Raw genomic sequence first — 20,265 nt, 5'->3', positions numbered from 1 at the left:
CTAGACTAAACGCCAGAGTGCCCAAGGCGGCGGCCAGCAATTTCGCTTACTTTCTTCAGGTCAAAATCTTCACCTAAAAATTCAAACAACGGCTGAAACGCAGCAGGGTCTTCACGTGTTTGTTCATGGCATAATAATATGCCGCGTTCAGGATATTTTGTCAGATAGTCATGGTACATTTGATCAGCACCACGAATGATCTCTTCAACGCGTTCAGGTCGCTGGTTTTGCCACCAACCAGAGCGCACAATTTCACGCCATCCGCGCGTGTTGAACACGAACTTACACGGCGAAAAATGCTGATGCATAAAGTTTAGAAAGCTCTCAAAGTTTTCGGCACCCACTTCATGAAACCGTATCTCTTTGAAACCTGCAACACGTGCATCCGCAGGTGGGCGCATAATTTCGTCTTCAAAAGCACGGACAAGTCTGGCACCAAACTGATCCGGATCAATATGGTTAGCACCAAACCACGGATCAATCGCATCATGATCATTTTTCCCGTGCTGAAAACGTGCTGTTGTTGCAAGCTGAACGGCACTATAGAGCGCTGACAGGCAGTTAAAGTTCTCGCCAGTAATGTGATATCCGGGAATGGATTGCAGCAACGTTTGCAAGGTCGTGGAACCAGAACGCCCATAGGTAACAATGAAAACATAACTTCGGTTAACGGCATTCTTGCTCATGATACGTCACCTTCATGAAGAACTGCCATGCCGTCGAATTTCTCATTTGGAAAACCGTATGAAACCAAACGGTTACGCTGTGTCATACTTTCTGAAACAACCGCAACTACCGCATGTTCATAGGCCATAAGCTTGTGGATATCATGCGACTTATCACAATCAAATTCAGGCTCTAACAGCACATAACCTTTGGTGCCATAGCGTCGTGCATCACCAAATATTTCGATGCCAGATGTCACGCCCAAAGATATGATTTTGTTGCATGTGCGGGCAACAATGGTTGCATCATTGAAGTTATCAGTTCCCAGTTTTTTCTCAAATTGACCGCCGAGATACATCGCATAGCCCAAGTCATTTTTCGGCACTGAAAGCGGCACGATAGCAGACACTAAATTCGACAATTGTGTTCTGACATCATGTGCTAACGAGGTGTTATCCATGTCTTCAATCAGCAGAATTATTTCATGAGGATCGCCGTGCAATGATCTCAATATATCCATCACTTTTTTATGGGCATTAAAGCTGGCAAGGAGCTTTGCATTTACCACAACCAGCGTTCGCTCTGCGCATGTTCCAGCAGGAAAAGGCTGGCGACCATCTACTGCACATATCTCGGGAACCAATATTTCCCTAACAGTTTGTACATGAGGGCCAGAAAACAGCTTAGATGTATGAGTGGCACGTTCAGGTATTGGCAGCAACTGGTCAGCTAGTTCCTCAAAAACAGCTTCAAGCGACGCATCTAAACGGGAATTTTGTGCACCTGATAATTCATCATCCTGAAATGGCAGTGATAGTGTTGCCCAATACGGCGAACGTTCCATACGCTTATCTGGGCTTTGGCCGTATGCGCGTTCCCACAAAAGCGATGTTTGCACACAGAAAATATCTGCAATTGCATCAAGGTCTTCGTGCCCGAACGCGAGAAAATCCAGATCAATATCCGTTGATGAGCGAAGGCTTACACACTGCTTGATATTCTCGCACTCACGCATATTCCACATAAACCAACGAAGAAAGGCATGTTGTTGTTTCAAGAGCGCAAGCACGGTTGCGGGCATTACCATCAAATGGGTCGGGAAAAAGTGCTCATGGTAACTAGCCGCCCATTCATGAAAGCGTCTTTTAAAATCCGGAAGCGATAACACCTCTCCATCAGCAGCAAGGTCGCTTGTCAGGAGTATGCTATCATCATCAGTAACATATACCGCAAAAACAGGTGCTTCTTCGTGTTCCCAACGTAAAATATTGGCCGGCGCATAAAGCTTTTTGTGTTTGGTGCGTATTTTTTGAACAAGGCCATCAACTTCACGCTGCGATTCTGACAGCATGCTTTCAGGGCGCACACGATACATAAATCCCGCATGCGGCGTATGCACCCCTTCAAACCCGGCATCCAGTGCTGCCAGCCAAAACTCCCAGTCCTCAAAGCCAGACGTCATGGTTTCGTCAAAGAAAACACCTGCGTGAAAAACGCTGGTGCGCACCATTGACCCAGCCTCTGATATGTTGCTCACAAGATGCTTTAACTTGCTGTATTCACGCGCTGTTTCTCGTGTTTCGAAGCCTTCCTGCGCAGCCGTTAAACCAAAGAAATTTATATCAGGATAAGCCCACGCCTTATCTGGTTTTTTGACCAGCGTTTGCCAAAACATATGCAGACTTGCAGGCGACAGACGATTGTCCGCATCCAGAAAGAAAATAGCGTCCATTTCAGGCTCAAGATTCAACAAAAAGCGGATGCCTGTGTTACGAGCACCTGGCAAACGTGTATTTTCCTGCCTTACGTAAAAAAGCTTACCGGGGTAGGTATTCATCAGGGCACGCACTGTATCTGCGGTTTCTTGAAAACGGCACCCATCGTCCACCACAACAACATGAACAGAGTGTTCCGTTTCCTGTTCACAGGCGCTAACAATAGCTTCCGCTAAAAACTTGGGATGTCCAAAGGCTGGTATCACAACCCCCAGCGATATGTCAGGTTGCAAAGTCATGCTGTTTGCGGTGTAGCTGCCATTTGCAGTTTATCACCCGGTGTACCCGTTTCGATAGCAAGCGAATACCACCGGCACCATCCAAAGCTCGTATCACCACTTGCCGGAATCGCGCAAAAGAACGGGATGTCCCCCGCTTTGATTGATGCAGGCAATTCAAGTGCAAGCTGCTGTTTAGCAAGCGCTGGTAACGTAACACTGTTCCAGACAGCTCCTTCCTGTTCACCGGTTGGGTTGTCATCAGCAACAGAAGAAACGATGCTTTCAATAATACTTTGGCGGTCATCACTGCTTTGCGGCACAACCCCAAGAATGTAAGTAAACCGAGCCCCTTGCGCATGCGCAGTACCAACTTCGCAAGCGATACGCAGCGCATTATCAGGCAAGCCACCCGTCAATTCTGCAGCGCATATTCCGTCTTTGAGAGGGTTAGTTTGCATTGCAGAAAATTCATTGTGAATCTGAATAGGCATAAAGCCCAGATCGAGCCGCAGTTTATTGTGAACATAACGGCCACGATAAAAATTGATCCGGTCGGCGATTTCAGGGAAAGTTGCAACACGCATCCGGTGCATCATATCATCAGACACCGAGGGTGCGGGATTAACGGAAGCCGTATCATCAATAGCATAACCAATGGTTAGTTCCTGCCAGCGACACCAGCCAAAATCGGCCTTTCCTTCGTGCAATGGTTTGGCAAGCAAGATCAAATCCTGCGTGGTGCTTCCATCAAACTCAAGCTGCAAGCTCGTTTGTTGTTCAGCATACAAAACCGCGGCAGACCAGCTCACACCGCTTTTCGTACCATTGGCAACGAGAGGCTCGTCTGAGCCAAGGGCCACCAGAAACTTTCGTGTCGTATCAGCATTGGCAATTTCAGGGTCAATTGACACCATCATAACAATACACGGCGCGGCTTTAGGATGGCTTAAACGAACCCCGACACTGGCTTGACCGACTGCTCGGCCAAATGCTGACGGTACATGAAATGCCGAGAGGTTTTCAGTTAGCAAATGCGTCTGCAACCAGCCGTGTTGTTCATCAGCTGACAAAACAGGCCAGCCATTGCGTTCATTTATTTTTGCTTCAAGCTCGGCGCCACCATAAAACGTACCGCGGGCAAACAGCGAACTTGCGGTAATATTAACGCTGGCATGACCAGCCCCCATTACAGCATCCAGTTTTTTTGGTGCAGATATCGTTGCATCAGCAGACTGAATATGTGCCAAGCCTTTTTCGATCCGAACAGCAAGGGCACCGTTCTGACCGTCACCAAATCGATCTGCAACCAACGATGTTTTAGCAAAATGCGGGCCGCCCTGGCCGGACCATGAAAGATGCAGTTCAGCTTCACCACCAAACGCCGTTAGTGGCTCAGGCATAGTAAAAAGATGCCAACCTTTGTGGAACTCGCCGAAAGATGTCAGGCATGAAAATACAGCTTTCTTATCAGCCGCGCGGCGTATAACCAGCAACAGCTCACCTTTACCATTACCTTCATCAGCGGGGGTATCGACATAAAGTGACAACCCGGACAACCCCATAAGGTCAACGGGTAATTCCTGACAGTATGCGTGTTGCTGAGCCTGCGGTGAAGGTCCTTCGGTTTGTGCACCAACCGGCAGATCATAAACAACCGCGCGCGTACCATAGCCGATACCGCGCATCATTCGGATCGCCTTCTCCAACATGGTTTTCGATTTTTCATAATCTGTGCGCAGCACTGCCAATTGTTGCTGGGTGCCTGCAGCCGTTTGCATATCGGAATTGATACGTTTGGCTAACATTTCACTCACAAAACCAGCTATTTTTGCGCGCTTCCCAAAACCATCTACGATATGAATTTCAGGTAAAAAAGCAGGCGTATGGATTGCGGCATAAGCTCTCAAACTGTCAGCATGATCTTTCTGTGAAGGTGGTACGACAATACCCAGCAAACCTGCTGGCATTCCAATGAATGAAAGAGGGCCTGAACAATCAGATAATGTTTCATTCTCTGTGGTAACAACATTTGATGCATGCAGCACAAGTAATTGAATAGCTTCAGGAATAGCAGACCTGTATTTGACAGCAATCTGTTCACCAACAATAAGGCTGCACGGCGCCGCATAAAGCGCTTTCGTCGCGGCATGTGTTAACCTTATGTCTGTCACATGGCTTCCCCAAATTTCCTTACGCTCAGGATTACCCTTTGAAAGCCCGAAATGCAAAGCGTGTGATAGGTTCAGAGATAATTTGCAAAAATGTTTTTGGCTCAGTTTGAATATAAACGTCTGCCAAATTGCCCGGTTGAAAATGTTCCGGGCTGGTATTCGAAGGCACTTCAACACGAATAACATATGAGCCAACAGGATTCTGCTCACTGGTTATGGTATCAGCCGACACATAAATTAAACGACCGTCTACCGGTTCTTCTTGTTGTTTATCAGATGGGAAAACAACACGAACTGTTTGCCCCAAGTAAACCTGATTTCTATCAGTTGGCTGAAGCTGCGCTTCAATAGTTAAAGCATCATTATCTGGGAACATAAGCATAACAGTATCACCGGGTTTTATTATCTCCCCAATAGTACGCTTGGCTATTCGAAAGACCGTTCCATCTACAGGCGATCTTACAACTGAACGTACAACACGGTCTTCAAGACGCTCCACACGAGATTGAAAATCATTCAGGAGCTTCTGTGTTTCTAGTAACCGCGCGTTTGCTTGAGCCAGAAAATCAGAGCGCCTCTGGCGTTTTTCAGTTTCTAGGTTGATGATATCGTTGCGAGCCTTTTGTATGTCAATGTGCACGTTGGCAATCTGAGCAACCAATTCTACAACCTGACGTTCCGTTGCATTCACACGCGTAATAGCAATATGACCCTTCTCGAAAAGCCCTCGAAAAGCCTCCAACTCCGCTTCAAAAAGTTCGCGTTGCCTATTTAACGCAATTAGAACTTCTTCACGGCCTTCGACGTCACCTTTCAAGCCTAAAATCTGATTATCAATAATTTCGCGACTACTATTGCGAAACTCTAGGCCAAAGATGAATTCATCAAGTTGTGTGTCCAATGCTTCTTGAACGCGCGACGTATTTGCAACTGCAGGCTCAATATCTGTCGGGAACGACACTTCTGATTGTTCTCGAACTTCAGCACGCAAACGTGCTAACTCAATACGTGAAAGAGCCTTTTGCAACCGTGACACCTGAAGCTGCGACTCAAGATCCAGAGTATCCAATTCAGCAAGAATATCTCCCTGTTTAACCTGATCACCTTCACGCACGGTTAACTTACTAAGTATACCACCTTCCAAGTGTTGTACGAGGCGGTTTTGCCCCACGGCAATAACCTTACCGCTACCAACAACAGCACCACCTAGTGGCGCAGTGATAGACCATAAACCTCCAAAGCCAAATAAAATCAGGAGAACAAAACCCGCAACTTTCAACAAGCTACGACTATCGCTATCAACATCCTTTGACCATGAACTCAAGGCATCCCTACGGAACCGCATATCATCCAGAGTTTGAACAGCCTCTGTGTTAGTAGTTTTATCACCAGCAAGCTTAGTCATTAGGCACCTTTCTTAGTTGTGGAAATGTTAATATCCGCAACATTAGGCGTTTGGTTTTGCTGCCCACTCGCAGTCTGAGCTTGTGCTTTGGTTTGTTGTTGGGCAACCTGTTGTTGAGAACCTCCAACAACGCCACCATTTACAACTTTGTCTCGATCATCATATTGAGTAACCAATCCATTTTCCAAGACCATCACTTTATCAGTGAAACGCAGGGCGCTAGGACGTTGTGTCACCATAATGACTGTCATTCCCAAACGTTTTGCTGTGCCAAGTGCCTTGTGAAATATAACTTCACCACTACTATCAAGTGATGCGTTTGGTTCATCCAAGATTACCACTGCAGGTTTTCGATAAAATGCCCTAGCTAGTGCAATCAATTGCGATTGCCCCCCAGATGGTCGATAACCCTGCGATGAAATCTCGGTGTCATACCCTTTTGGTAATTGCAAAATCATTTCATGAACACCAGCTAACTGTGCAGCTTCAACTGCAAACTCTGGCGGATCATTCTTACGAAGTCGTGCGATATTTTCACGTACTGTCGCGTCAAAGAACGTAACTTGCTGCGGCATATACCCTACATAGAGCCCGCGAGACGTAGGATCCCAAGCTTTGATGTCTTGACCATCCAACAAAATACGCCCAGCATTCGGTTCAATACTACCGGCAAGCAATCTGACAAAAGTAGATTTTCCCGCGCCTGACGGTCCAATAATAGCAACGCTCTCGCCTGCTTTAATAACACCGGAGATGCCCCTAATAATAGGTGTGGCACCAGGCGCTGGAACATAACCTATGCGATCAACACTTATTTCACCTTTTGGTCGTGGCAATGGTGTTTTGTTATCAGGGAGTGATAACTCTTCTAGGCGAGCGACAAGGCGCTTATATGTTGTCATACCCTGTTTGAGATTACGCCAGTTACCCACAATCTGCTCAATAGGAGCAAGTGCGCGCCCACCAATAATAGATGCACCAAATATAACACCTGCAGTAGCTTGATCTGACAAAACGAGCAATGCACCACCACCAATGACAGCTATTTGTAATATTTGTCGCGCGGCTTTCGAAGCCGACGAATAACCAGTCATACGGACAAAACTACGCAAATGGTTTGTCAATGCGTTGCCTTGATTAACACCCCATTCCCGCACTACTTCATTATACATACCTTGCGCTCTTACTATTTCTTGAGACCGCATAAACATTTCAAGGTTTTGATGGGTTTTGATATTTGCGTCCATAAATGCATCTGAGTGAGGAGCAACCTTGCGATCTGCAGTCAAAGCCAACACAACAAGTATACCGCCACCAACCAATACGATGCCTCCAAGCAATGGGTGAACCAGAAACAACAAAATCATGAATACGGGTATCACCGGTACATCAAAAAGTGCTGCAAACCCTGCTGTTGAAACGATTTGTCTTATAGCGGCAACATCTCTGATTGTCTGTGTCGTACTGTCTGTTTGCCTCATGAGCTCACCAGCGAGAATTTGCCCAGAAACTGCAGACTCAAATTTAGCCGAGTTTTTTCCGAGCAAATGCATGCGTACAGCATCAAAGAAACCAAAAGCGAGTAAAATAATCACGCCGAAAATCGTTAACGCTAGTAGCGTTTCCATACTGCGCGATACTAAAACCATTTCATATACAAGCGATAAGTATATCGGCATGCCAAGCATACATATACTGGATGCAAAGGAATAAAGACCAACTGACCGCAATGAACGCTTAAATTCAGCTTCGCTAGATTTAAAGTCTTCAAGTAAAGACATTTCTGTCACATTCCTTCACATGCCGTATTCAATTATTAATCGATACTAGATCCCAAGAATATATCGGGCTAATTGCCATCATTGCAAGGTATCGATCCTAAGTGTGTTCTTAAGCTAATGCGGAGAATCTGGCAAGGCTGATCTAAAGTGGAATATGTGTAAAAAAAAAGAGGCCCGGAGGCCTCTTTCCCAAAGATTGTATATCTAAGTTCGTATTATACGAGAACTTGACCGTTATTGAAGATGGCAGTCAACTCACCAACTGTATCAAACTGAGCACCAGCCAGGAAGATACTGTCGTTGTCACCAACTGCAATCCGTGCACCAGCGCCTGTACCTGTAACGAACGTTGCAGAAGCAAGAAGGCCGTTCAGTGTTAGGCCACCGATTTCAGACAGATCAAGTACATCAGTGTTGGTATTAGCAGTTGTACCGAAGTTATTGATTGTATCAGAACCAAAACCAGTCACGAAGCTAAAGGTATCGTTACCAGCACCACCGTCAATGACGTCATTACCAGCACCACCGAAGATAGTGTCATTACCAGCACCACCAGTGATATTGTCGACGCCGTCACCACCGAAGAGGCTATCATCGCCAGAGCCGCCGTCAACTGTATCGTTGCCACCGTTGGCGAAGATCGTATCGTTACCAGTACCACCTGAAAGGTTGTCTGTACCAGTTCCAGTACCACCGAAGATCGTATCGTTACCAGCACCACCGTTAACAACGTCGTTACCGACACCACCACCGAGTACATCGTTACCGTTATCACCGTCTACAGTATCGTTACCAGCACCAGCAAACGCAGTGTTAGCAGCTGTACCAGTGTTTACAACAGTATTTGAAGCGCTATCGAATGAACCAACAACGATGCGATCGTTTCCGTCGCCACCGAACAGTGTATCACTGCCCGCAGTTGTAACAGTTGCCACATCGATATTAGCAGCAAAGTCACCGCCCACGAGTACGTCATTACCAGCACCGCCACCAATGCGGTCGTTACCGTCGTTACCGTCTACAGTATCGTTACCGGCATCAGTTGCACCAGCAAATGACGTATCATTACCAGCACCACCAGAAACACGGTCATTACCAGCATCACCGCGAAGGTTATCATCGCCAGCACCGCCGTTAAGCGTATCGTTGCCGCCAGCACCGCGGAAGACATCAACACCAACGTTACCGTTGAATGTTTCAGCAGCCGCGCCACCAGTAACTTCACCGCCACCAGCACCAGTAGAGAACACACCGTCAGTTGTGTCATTAACGTTTACTGTTTGTGTCAATGAAGTCGTACCGTTTGTCAACGTCAAGGCGAACGACTGTGAAGTACTTGCAGTGTTGTTCTGCGTGCCATCAGCATGCGTAAACGTGAAGGTTCGGCTGTCAGCAGAGACTGTTACTGTTGCACCAGATGCAAGTGTAACAACATCACCACCAGAAACCGCTTCGCCAGCAACTTCAGAGATCGTAAAGCCTGTACCTGCAGCTTCAATAATTGCATTAGCATTAAGAGCAGCACCACCTGTACCAGCTGTATTAACCGCATTTTGTGCAGTGTTAACAGCAGCAGTCGCTATAGCAGTTGCACTTTCAGCCTGTGTATCAGCGTTATTTGCATTGGTAAGAGCCGTGCCAGCCAAGCCCGTTGTGCTTGCAGCTGCATTAGAGACACCTCTAATGTCAGCAGCAACAGCATCAGCTGTGTCAGAGGACTCAACCGCAGTTGCCAGATCAGCAATCGCTGTATTATTCAAAGCAGTCTGAGATGCCAAAGCAGCTGTTGAGTTCAACTTCAGAGCAGCCAAAGAATCGCCTGCTGTATTAGCAGCCGTTACAACAGTTTGAATTGCCTTGTTACCAACAAGCTGTGCAGCAGCAACCGCAGCTTCTTGCGTCTGTGTAGCAGAAGCAGCAACCGCAGCAGCATTTGTCACAGCAGCTGTAGCGTTATCACCAGCAGTATTGATGTCGTCATCAGCACCATCACCAGCATCACGAATTGCCGCAGCATCAGTAACAGCTTGGTCACGGAATTCTGTGATAACAGCCAAAATTGCAGCAGCATTTGAGCCAGCCGCAAGAGCCGCGTTTGCAGCAGCAGCAGCAGATGTGCCAGCAGCGGCAGCAGCAGCGTTAGCTGCAGTAATACCAACAGCACCAGCATTAGTAACAGCCGTGTTCAATCCTGCAACAACCGCCTGAACAGCTGTATCAACTGACAGAGCCGTCGCACCAGTCAGTGCAGCAGCAGAAGCTGCAGCAGCAGCAACAGCAGCAGAAGCAACAGATTGATTTGACTGTGTCGCAGAAGCAGTCGTTGCAGCAGTTACCTGACCATCAACAGCTGTTTTCGCAGCAGCAACAGAACCCGCACCCTGAACCGAACCGTCTGACGCAGTTGCAGAAGCAAGTTGAGCATCAGAAGCAAGCTTACTATTATTCGAAGTAGTTTGCGCGTTAGTGAAAGCAGTAGTCGCAGCTTCAGCAGCGTCAGCAATGCTATCAGATGTTGCACCAGCAGTAGCTTGCGCCTTCACAGCCGCAGCGTTTACAGCATCAGCTGCCACTTGGTTCGCAGCAACCTGAGTAGCATTTGCACCAGTAGCTACTTCCGTAACAGCCTTAGCAGCACCAGCCGCAACAGTAGCAGCAAGCAGGCTTGTCTGAACACCATCATTCACACTGTCAAGTGCAGCAGCAAATGATGAAAGATTACCAGAAACATCGGCGGCTTTCGCACCTGCAACACCAGCAGCAGTACCTGCCCGCGCTGTTGCAGCAGCAGAACCAGCCACATAAGCATCAACAGCTGCCTCTACAGAGGCGATAGACGCACCAGCAACTTTAGACGCTGCAGTAGCAACGTTGATGACTGAAGTTTCAGTAGCAGATGTCGCACCGCCACTTGCCGCAGCTGCAGCAGTAAGCTTAGTTACAACATCAGCGGCATCAACAGCGCCCGCGGAAGCGGCAGGAGCACCTAATGCAATGATCTCGGCATCAGCTGCATCGACAGCAGCTTTAACCGTAGCAGCTGTTGAGTTAGCAGCGGCTGCAGCAGTAGCAGCAACACCTGAAATCACGCCTGCAGCCGTTTGACCCGCACGAACATTTGCCAGCGTATCGTCAGCAGCATTCGTTGTTGTCGCAGCAGCAACCGCGTTAGTCACCGTAGCAGCATCTTGAGTTAAAGTAGTCGCCGCCTCAGCAGCCTTAGCGGTAGCAAGCTCAGCCGTCTTAGTCGCAAGCGTTGCATTCAAACCATCAAGCACTGTACCAGGCGTCAAATCAATAACACCAACCTGTGCCGTTGCAGACTGCCCAGCAGCCGTAACACCGTTTGTTGTCGCAATCGTAATATCTGACGTAAAGAATGTATTTGTTGTCGTGTCAGTCAGATCAATCGTCACGTTAGCAAACTGAAGCGTCTCAACGCCATCCACCGTATAAGTAGTGTTGCCACCTGTAACCACACGCTGAAGGGTGAAATCGTTAAACGAGCCTGTTGAACCAAAGCCCGTCGCTGCAGTAAACTCATCAGCAACAGTTAATTGACTGCCAAAAACAACCGCATCCGTGCCTTCACCGCCATCAATACGGTCAGCTTGTTTACTTGTGTTGCCACCAGCAATGATAGTATCATCACCAGAGCCACCCTCAACATCATCAGAACCTTCACCAGGTGTGATCGTGTCATTACCAGCCGCGCCGTTGATGGTATCATTACCACCGCCTGCCCGGATAATATCATCTTCATCTGTACCGCCGATAGTCTCACCAGCTAGGGTACCATTAAACGTTGCCATAGTGAAATCCTCCTGAAAAGCAACCAAATATCATCATACGAGGCACGAACGAGTCGATCTTATAGCCCCCTTGGCACCCTCCATACAAAGAGAATACCATTTGTGTCAATCGCATAATTATCGCCAACCACTTATTAGTCAAGGTCTTAAAACACCTTTTCTAATAGAGATTGAGGATAGAACAGCATTGTTAGTGTGTCATTTCAATGTCAGAAAACACATCGAGGCAATAATTTTAAGCCTCGCGGTGTTCTTGTGACCTATTTGCAACAGTTTCTATAAGCTGACGATACCGTGGCAGCAAATCACGCGTCGCATACTTCTCTACAATAATTTTGCGTGCGTTATCACGCAAATGCGCAACTGCATCTGAATTTTCTAACACATGGACGATTTGTTCTACCTGCGCATCAACATCAAAGAACGGAACGATTAGTCCATTTTCATTGTGGGTCACCACTTCTTTCACTGGTGCAGTGTCTGAACCAATGATGAGCGCACCGGCCCCCATGGCTTCCATCATCGACCACGATAGAACAAATGGCACCGTCAGATAAATATGCGCTTTGGTGATGCGCATCATATCGCGGAAGTAACCAAGCGGCTGTAACCCCATGAAATGTATGCGCGTGAGGTCTAGCTCAAAAGTTTCGAGCGCCCATTCCTTATATGTTTTACCATCTTTGCGGTTTGCACCGTAAGCCACCCTGTCATTACCCAGCACAACCACATGCAGATTGGGGCGCAGCTTCTGCAGCTTGGACACCGCCTCCATAAACTGCGGGAAACCACGATATTCTTCCATGCCGCGTGCAACATAAGTGATGACCTCATCATCCGCTGACAAAGTTTTACCGTCAGTTACTTTAATCTGCGTTTTATCATTCTCGCCTGCAGGCGAGAAATAGTCCACATCCACACCGTCATGCAACACACTCATGCGGTCATGAAAAATGTCTGGAAACATACTACGCTGGAAATACGTGGGACACTGCCCCCAATCCATCGCTGCCAAATCATGAAGAATAGATGTATTCTTCATGCGAATACGCATTTCAGCATTCGCATCATATGGCTCATCGCGCAGGAATTCACCATCACCACCGTGGCAATGATAATACCATTCAAAGTAACTCATCAATTTGGCGTCAGGAAAAATATCCTTCAGGAAAAGCGAGGCTCCCCACCCTGAGTGAGACAGAATAATGTCTGGCGAAGGACTTTTCTTTTTCATGTCAATAAACTGACTATATGCGGCCTGCCCCATAATCACAGCACGTTCAGTTGCAACAAGGCTTGGGTGAATTTTCTCCGTTGGCTCCCTATGTGGTTTATAGCCAACCTTAAGCCACTCAGATTTCTGCTCATTGGATGCGAGCGAAGCCGCTGCCATTTCATATTCAGGAAATTGACTTAAATACTTTGTGATCCGGCGGTACTGGCCCGGGAAATTATTATGGACAAAAAGAATACGCATAAGGCTCGTCCTCAAAAAATATCAGAACTAAAAACATGACAGCAAAAATATATAGCAAGCAGTTACCTAAATTGAACGCGCCTGACAACAGCTGCTTGCACACAGAAGCAAACAATCGTAAGCCCAAACACATAAAACCTCTAATGGGCGAACGTTATGAAAAAGATACTTGTTGCAGGCGGCGCTGGATTTATCGGCTCCCATACATTGCTGGCATTGCAAGCGGCAGGGTATGCACCTGTCACGTATGACAATTTCTCCAACGGGCACAGAGACAGCGTGCTTGTAGGCGATGTAGTTGAGGGTGATGTGCGAGACCGCGCGCGTTTGACTGCAACCATGAAAGAGCATAATATTGATGCCGTTGTGCATTTCGCGGCACTTATTGAAGCAGGTGAAAGCGTTAAAGACCCGCAGGCTTTTTATAATGTGAACACAGGTGGCAGCCTTGCACTGTTGCAAGCAATGCAGGATGCCGGCGTTGCGCGAATCGTCTTCTCATCCACTGCTGCTGTATACGGACAACCTGCAGACAACGCGCCGTTAAAAGAATCACTGCTAAAGTTGCCGATCAACCCATACGGTCACTCCAAATGGATGGTTGAATGCATGCTGCGCGACACAGCACACGCGCACGGCCTGCAAGCTATTGCGCTGCGGTACTTCAACGCCGCGGGCGCTGACCCTGAGGGCAGGTTGGGCGAAAGACACGACCCTGAAACACATCTTATACCGCTTGTGCTGCAAGCCGCATCTGGCGCACGCGACAATATTAAAATGTTTGGCACAGATTACGATACGCCGGACGGCACCTGCATCCGCGATTATATCCATGTGCATGATCTGGCCGCTGCACATGTGAAAGCGCTTGATAAGCTATTTGAAATGCCTGACTCTGCGGGAAGCAGCAAAAGCGGTTTTTACGATGCGTTCAATCTGGGTACAGGCAGCGGGTTTTCTGTGCGCGAGGTTGTGCAAGCAGCCAAGAATGTTACTGGTATCGACTTTAATGTAATTGAAGAAGAACGCCGCCCCGGCGACCCAGCATACCTTGTTGCGGATGCCACGCGGGCCAAATCCACATTTGACTGGACCCCCGCATACCCTAACCTTGAAGATATGATTGAACACGCGTGGCAGTTTGCCAACAAATAGATTTGCGCGCGTTAAAAATGGAAACTGCCAGCTAAATGCATGTTCTTGTCACATCACCAATTCCTTCGCATCCGCAAAACCACGGCAATCGTGCGCGGGTGTTTTCGGTGTGCAAGGCATTGCAGGCGCGCGGTTATATCGTTCATTTTGTCTACGGCGGGCTGGAAGGTTTGTCGGGCGAGCAAGAAACAGCGATGCGACGCACGTGGGATCATACCTATGTGCTGCCTGGTGGTCATGAGTTAAAGAAAAAATCCCACAAGAAGTATCACTTGATAGACGATTGGTATAACAGCGAGCTTACAGCACTGACACAGCGCATTATGCGGATATGGGATATTAAAGCATGCTTCGCAAACTATGTGTGGTTCAGCCGCTGGCTTGAAGACGTGCCCGCAGGCATACCGAAAATCATTGATACACATGATATATTCGCGGACCGTGACACGCGCCTGAAAAATGATGGCATTGATGCCAGCTGGTTTTCCACTATTGCAAGTGAAGAAGCGAAAGCACTGTGCCGCGCAGACACTGTGCTCGCAATTCAAGACATTGAGGCCGCGCATTTTGTGGCACTTGGTCATACTGACACCCGTGTCCTTGGTCATTTGACGGAACCAAACTTTGAGACAAAGTCTACAATAAAGAAAAGGCCAGCCAGGAAAGCGGACGAGAAGATGAATGTCGGTTATCTTGCAAGCGACAATCCCATTAATCAGCATTCGCTCAAGCTACTCGCTGAAGAAGTCATAAAGAACCCAGCATTAAGCGAAGCATGCAACTTTCACATTGCAGGCGCTCTGAGCAGAACGCGCACTGCAGAACATTCCTTTTTCAACAATCATGGCTTTGTAGATGACGCACAGGCGTTTCATCATGATATGGATCTGATCATTAATCCGAACATTGGCGGTACAGGCCTGAAGATTAAATCTATAGACGCTCTAAGTTATGGTGTGCCGCTGCTTGCCACGAAGGACGCCATGGTCGGCATTGAAACAGATCACCCTTTCCATCAATGTAAAACTGTTACAGACCTATGCGAAGCCCTGCTTCAACTTAAATACTCAGACGACAGCCGCAATGACCTTGCACTAAGCGGACAAAATACATTCACACGGTATCAAACCGCACAGCAGACCACGTTGAACAGCTTGTTCCCCGCAATAGAGGAACAACCACGGTGAGCCAATCAGATAAATACCTGATCATTGCTGCATTTGCACCGTCACATGACCCTGCAGCTGCTACGGCGATGGCCATTGCAAACGCCCTGTCTCAAAATGGATCTATCACATGCGTGATTGATGATCTTTCTGCCGATATGCCGCATACAAGCAACTTGACGGTGATTCGCCGCAGTGCATTTGAGCATAATCTTGTCGACTATCAACAGCACAAGCGTATCTATTGTTTAGGAAACAGTTTTGAAAGCTTGTTTGTGCTGGAACTATTGCACTTATACCCAGGTGTTGTGGTCACCCACGATGGATCATATCATGATCTGATCCTCAGCTTTTTCCAGTCGCAGAAACTCTGGCCTGAAAATTACACCAATTGGCTCACGAGAACGCTCGGTGACAATGGTCGCACAATAAGCAATGCATTGCTGCAACATCGCAGGCTTTCCAAATCACTTGGCAGTGAGGTTTTAGATCGCACTCCAATGGGCCTTGATAAATACAGGCAAATAGTACTCGCTAAAGATAGCCTGTTTCCATATGCCGCGCGCGTTACACCGTCAGACAGCGAACACGCAGAACCTTCAACCGTGCTGTGCATCAATATGCCCGCTGAAACAATAGATGCTGCAAACAGTGACCTCGAAAACCTTGGCAAAGCTATACGCTTACAGTCATGCCATGCTGGCAATCCATCATTGGCTGAACACATAGGCAAAGCCAGTATTATAGTTCTAGGTAGCGCAGGCGTCCCGTCACCTGCACTTTCGTACAGTCTTCAGTTGGGCAAAGCGATTATTGTAGCAGGTCAGGCTTGGTCCGGTTTGTTGCCGGGAGAATGTCATCTACGAATCGACAATGCATATGCACGCCATCAATTAATTGCAGCCATTGGAGCGATCTCACTCGATCCTGCCCTTAAATCCAGTCTGGAAAATGCTGCTCAAAAACAGTGGTCGCAGGATACACAAAATACAAAGCTGGATGAGCTCATCAGGTTAACAGAGCAACAAGCCACACTCGCATTAGCCACACAGGTAAAGAAAAAGAAGCCAACGCCATCCAATAAGATCAGCCACACTAAAACCGCTCCGGTATCTGACATTTTGCTGGATGAAAAAGCATCTGTACCCACAGCGCTTATCGGCAGTGTGCCTGCTACCCATCTTGTCCAGAAAATATTGCCCGGCATTGATCCACATAGCAGCCCACGCTTTGCAACACCGGCTCTTGCCAGCGCACTTTCTATCTTTGACCATGGCGATATCCATTCGCTGCTGGCCAACCTCGGCTTTGAGACACCGGTCATCAACATCGAGCACGATACAGAACGCAATACCCAGAAAGATATAAAGCATCTTTATGATTGGCCTGACGTACGGTCAGGATTGCGTAATTCAGACCATGTCGTTGCCTTCAATGCACAAATAACAAACGTTCCAGCTGTCCAACACATGGATACCAACCTTCTTTTAGATCGTTACGGAACAGAAATGACCTTTAGCGATTCGTTGTCACCTTTTCTGAAACAGAAGGCTGTGCCGTTACTTGATCGCGTAATGGGGCATCTGGATGGCCCTGGGCTTTTTTGGGAACTGGATAAAGCAAAGTGCTGTGTTAAATGTATAATGATTGTTGGCATTACAGGCCGGTATACCTTGCAGAATTTGAGTAAGGTAAGTTCAATCGCATTCATCATATCAAATAACGATGAAACCAGTGAGCTCGGCAACAATTCCATAACACTGAAGGCAAACGAGGAAGGTGTTCTTAATTTTTCGGTGCGCGCGATCGACATCAACACCAGAGCAACACTTGACAGCATGTTTTTGTTGAAATCACTTGCCGAAGTACACTTGAAACTGGGATGGTCATCTCATGAATAAATCTGACAAAACATCAGAAACGCTACCTTTCAGCGCTAACAAGCATGAACCGCGCTTATCAAAAGCAGCCGCAGATTATGCTGATGCGCTGCTTGCTGTTCAGCGCGAACGTTTTGAGCGTGAAACTGCCTGCAATGCGGATACTCAGTTATCCGCCGACACCTCACTACCTTCTTCACTGCATATGTTCGCTGATTCGGACCAGTTTATCGGGGCCGGATGGACCAAAGTTGGCCAGAATCGCAAAGGCATGTCATTTCGCTGGATGGGGCGAATCGGAAGCTTGCTGTTACCAGTGGATTTAAGCGCTGAAAGACAACTGACCATCAATGGCTGTGGCTATACAAAACGACAGTTTCTCAAAGAATGCACGCTATGGATCGAAGACACCGAAATTAATTTTTCAATAGCAAGGCGTGGCTTCAACCGCTGGACGTTAACGGCCACTATACCTGCCATGCCCAAAAGGCCGTATTACCTCATGCGATTACAATCATCAGGCTTAGCGCGTCTGGCTGAAGGCATTGATGCATATGCAAGCCTTGCCGTAAGCGAAATACGTATCACCAGCTAAGCGTCTAATAGTTGATTAGTGAGTGACGTAAACGAGCCTTCAGCGCTTACATGCAGCCCAAGAGAATGAATAAGTCGTTCGTTATGCTGTTTGATTTGTGCATCAAGCGCCGCGTGCGAATCAATCGCCTGAACAATTGGTTTATAGTCCCGTTTTTTGCGTACGCCGCGCTTAAAAAAGTCACCAACATCAGGCAGCACATTATCTGGCGCACCCAATAAATCCTCATATGTCACATTCTTAAGTGTAGCAACCGATGTCATCGCTTTTTCGATCGTAATTTCAAGCCTGAGCAACGCCTCAACCCATGCATCAATCACGACAGCTTCATCCGCAGCTTTCACATTCAAAGCGCTTGATTGCCCTCCCAGGAGTAAAGCAGAAGGAGCACCTCTCTTTTGTGTCAACTCAATTGCCTGTGCAATTTTAGCCCGACGAGTAAAATACAAGACCCGAAAATTAAGGCCGCTAGCTGGCACAAAAAGCTTTTCCCAAGGCACGTTGGTTTTCTTTACGACTTCGATCAACACGTCTGTTTCCAGAAATAGATCCACAGTCGTTTCACTGAAGCATCCGCGCACACCGCGCAAGTATCTTAAAGGTTGAAAGTCTGCCTGTTCCCTAACCCAGTATGCCAGTGCGTGGGTCATAAACTTTTGCGGCGCACAAACCTTGTTTACCTTAAGCAATTCAATCAAATCTTCAGCACCAGCCAACGGTCCGGATATGATCAAATTAAAATTTCTACTCTGAAGGGCGGGTTTGAATTGCCCACGTTCAAAACGACCGCTCAAAACACCGAGTGGAAGATAATCATATGTCGCCGACGAAACAATTACATCAGGGTAGCGAGCTGCCATTTTACGCGCCTGAATGCGCTCAAATTGACGACAAAAGAAAATAACTTCTTTCACGCCTTCAACAGGCATATCCGTATGTGCGCCTATTTCAACTATTTTGCAGCCCTGCTCACCCATTTCTGCATCAAGGCTTTTTGCAATATCAGCGTCTGTGACAAATACTGTTCCAGCACTACGTGCCCGCAAGCCATCCAGCCAGCCCCATTGCTGAAAGCATTGTATGATGTTGCCATTTACATGTGTATCAGCAGCCATCATCTAACCGGCCTTTTGCTTTGCTTCAGGCAACGGGTTATCGTTACCGCTGCATTCCACCACTTTGGAAATATCCATGTCGTTGCAGTTTTTGCACATTCCTTCCGGTGCGTGAAACGGCCTTTCAGCTTGTGGAAAAGCCACTTGTAACACATCCGGGTTATCCAGGTTACCATCATGCCATTCATGAAAGAGGCGATGATACTCTGCGCGGTCCCCTGATAATTCACGCTTAAACGAACGCCCTGCAGCATCAGGGTTCCAGCTAAATCCTGACCCAACCGCTGTTGTAAGCGATCCATCACGCAGCAAGCCGATATAAAGAACCTGCCGCATATGCACCATGTTCTTCTTACCAAATACTTGTGTGATGCGCGTTATAAACTCGGTATCGGCAGATATCCGCACACAGTCAAAAAAGCCCGTATTTTTCAACACTTTTTCGCGGCGGATCATCAGACTGATGGCCGCCATGCGTTCACTTAAACCATCAATGGTTAGTGCATTACCATCATCATCAACACGCCGCCACCGCGCAGTGGCCGCCGCCGCGTTCTGGTTGGCAACCATGGCGCCAAGCTGGGTTTGTAACCGTTTTGGTTCAGACACGTCATCACTGTCATGAAAAGCAACAAACTCACTATCAGCATGCGCCAAACACCAGTTCTTTGACCAGTATGTGCCGTGATTGTCAGGCGAATGGAAAACACGCACACGCTCATCTTCGCGTGCGAGCGCTTTCAGCACATCAAGCGTGTCGTCTGTGCTGGCGTCATCAATGATCATCAGCTCTAGGTTTTTATGTGTTTGTGCCAACACAGAGCGCACAGCTTTTTCAACCAGATGACTGGTATTAAAAGCCGTCATCACAACCGTGATCTTGCGATCAGCATGCGCGGCACCCAAGCGTTCATAACGCGCGGTTTGCTTTAAAAACAAATGCTGGCCATAGCGACGCAATAACTCCAGCTTCGCATCCAGGCAGAACGCAATAGGGTCGCGCCGCAACTTACGTAATTTCCGATACAAAGACACAATCGTCGCCG

The 20,265-nt window shown here is 47.6% G+C and carries 13 protein-coding genes; 4 read left to right on the top strand and 9 right to left on the bottom strand.

Annotated features, from left to right (window positions below; translation table 11 throughout):
* Window positions 1-5: 5 nt before the first annotated feature.
* From OEU88_RS07570 to OEU88_RS07530, 7 genes are all read right to left on the bottom strand, one after another.
* Window positions 6-686 (bottom strand): sulfotransferase, encoded by a 681-nt coding sequence (locus OEU88_RS07570; protein WP_262694540.1) that lies wholly within the window; start codon window positions 684-686, stop codon window positions 6-8.
* The gene (locus OEU88_RS07565; protein WP_262694539.1) at window positions 683-2,680 is read right to left on the bottom strand and encodes a glycosyltransferase family 2 protein; all 1,998 of its coding nucleotides are present in this window, start codon (window positions 2,678-2,680) and stop codon (window positions 683-685) included. Before OEU88_RS07565 ends, OEU88_RS07570 begins: the two co-directional genes overlap by 4 nt.
* Window positions 2,677-4,833, bottom strand: coding sequence for a DUF6212 domain-containing protein (locus tag OEU88_RS07560; RefSeq protein WP_262694538.1), 2,157 nt, complete (start codon window positions 4,831-4,833; stop codon window positions 2,677-2,679). The genes OEU88_RS07565 and OEU88_RS07560 overlap by 4 nt, the downstream gene beginning before the upstream one ends.
* 31 nt (window positions 4,834-4,864) lie before the next feature.
* Window positions 4,865-6,238 carry an HlyD family type I secretion periplasmic adaptor subunit gene (locus OEU88_RS07555; RefSeq protein ID WP_262694537.1) on the bottom strand — a complete coding sequence of 458 codons (1,374 nt, stop codon included), beginning with the start codon at window positions 6,236-6,238 and terminating at the stop codon, window positions 4,865-4,867.
* Window positions 6,238-8,019, bottom strand: a complete 1,782-nt coding sequence (locus OEU88_RS07550; protein WP_262694536.1) for a type I secretion system permease/ATPase — start codon at window positions 8,017-8,019, stop codon at window positions 6,238-6,240. The genes OEU88_RS07555 and OEU88_RS07550 overlap by 1 nt, the downstream gene beginning before the upstream one ends.
* 215 nt (window positions 8,020-8,234) lie before the next feature.
* Window positions 8,235-11,831 carry a beta strand repeat-containing protein gene (locus OEU88_RS07535; RefSeq protein WP_317279129.1) on the bottom strand — a complete coding sequence of 1,199 codons (3,597 nt, stop codon included), beginning with the start codon at window positions 11,829-11,831 and terminating at the stop codon, window positions 8,235-8,237.
* Between the two features lie 235 nt (window positions 11,832-12,066).
* On the bottom strand, window positions 12,067-13,308 hold the full coding sequence (locus tag OEU88_RS07530) for a glycosyltransferase (RefSeq protein ID WP_262694535.1): 1,242 nt from the start codon (window positions 13,306-13,308) through the stop codon (window positions 12,067-12,069).
* Between the two features lie 156 nt (window positions 13,309-13,464).
* Between OEU88_RS07530 and galE the strand changes: the two genes are divergently transcribed.
* Genes galE through OEU88_RS07510 form a run of 4 tightly spaced genes read left to right on the top strand, consistent with a single transcriptional unit; the run spans window position 13,465 to window position 18,104 of the window.
* On the top strand, window positions 13,465-14,463 hold the full coding sequence (gene galE, locus OEU88_RS07525) for a UDP-glucose 4-epimerase GalE (RefSeq protein ID WP_262694534.1): 999 nt from the start codon (window positions 13,465-13,467) through the stop codon (window positions 14,461-14,463).
* Between the two features lie 35 nt (window positions 14,464-14,498).
* Entirely contained in the window at window positions 14,499-15,650 is a 1,152-nt protein-coding gene (locus OEU88_RS07520) for a glycosyltransferase (protein ID WP_262694533.1), read from the top strand.
* Window positions 15,647-17,530, top strand: coding sequence for a hypothetical protein (locus OEU88_RS07515; protein ID WP_262694532.1), 1,884 nt, complete (start codon window positions 15,647-15,649; stop codon window positions 17,528-17,530). Before OEU88_RS07520 ends, OEU88_RS07515 begins: the two co-directional genes overlap by 4 nt.
* Complete coding sequence (locus OEU88_RS07510) at window positions 17,523-18,104, top strand: hypothetical protein (RefSeq protein ID WP_262694531.1); 582 nt, start codon at window positions 17,523-17,525, stop codon at window positions 18,102-18,104. Before OEU88_RS07515 ends, OEU88_RS07510 begins: the two co-directional genes overlap by 8 nt.
* Here the strand turns inward: OEU88_RS07510 and OEU88_RS07505 are convergent.
* Together OEU88_RS07505 and OEU88_RS07500 are read right to left on the bottom strand one after the other, a co-directional pair.
* The gene (locus tag OEU88_RS07505; protein WP_262694530.1) at window positions 18,101-19,222 is read right to left on the bottom strand and encodes a hypothetical protein; all 1,122 of its coding nucleotides are present in this window, start codon (window positions 19,220-19,222) and stop codon (window positions 18,101-18,103) included. The genes OEU88_RS07510 and OEU88_RS07505 overlap by 4 nt on opposite strands.
* The gene (locus tag OEU88_RS07500; RefSeq protein ID WP_262694529.1) at window positions 19,223-20,254 is read right to left on the bottom strand and encodes a glycosyltransferase family 2 protein; all 1,032 of its coding nucleotides are present in this window, start codon (window positions 20,252-20,254) and stop codon (window positions 19,223-19,225) included.
* Between the last annotated feature and the right edge of the window lie 11 nt (window positions 20,255-20,265).

The sequence above is a fragment of the Kordiimonas aquimaris genome (assembly GCF_025574485.1).
Classification (GTDB): domain Bacteria; phylum Pseudomonadota; class Alphaproteobacteria; order Sphingomonadales; family Kordiimonadaceae; genus Kordiimonas; species Kordiimonas aquimaris.
This window is presented reverse-complemented; position numbering and strand designations above follow the sequence as displayed.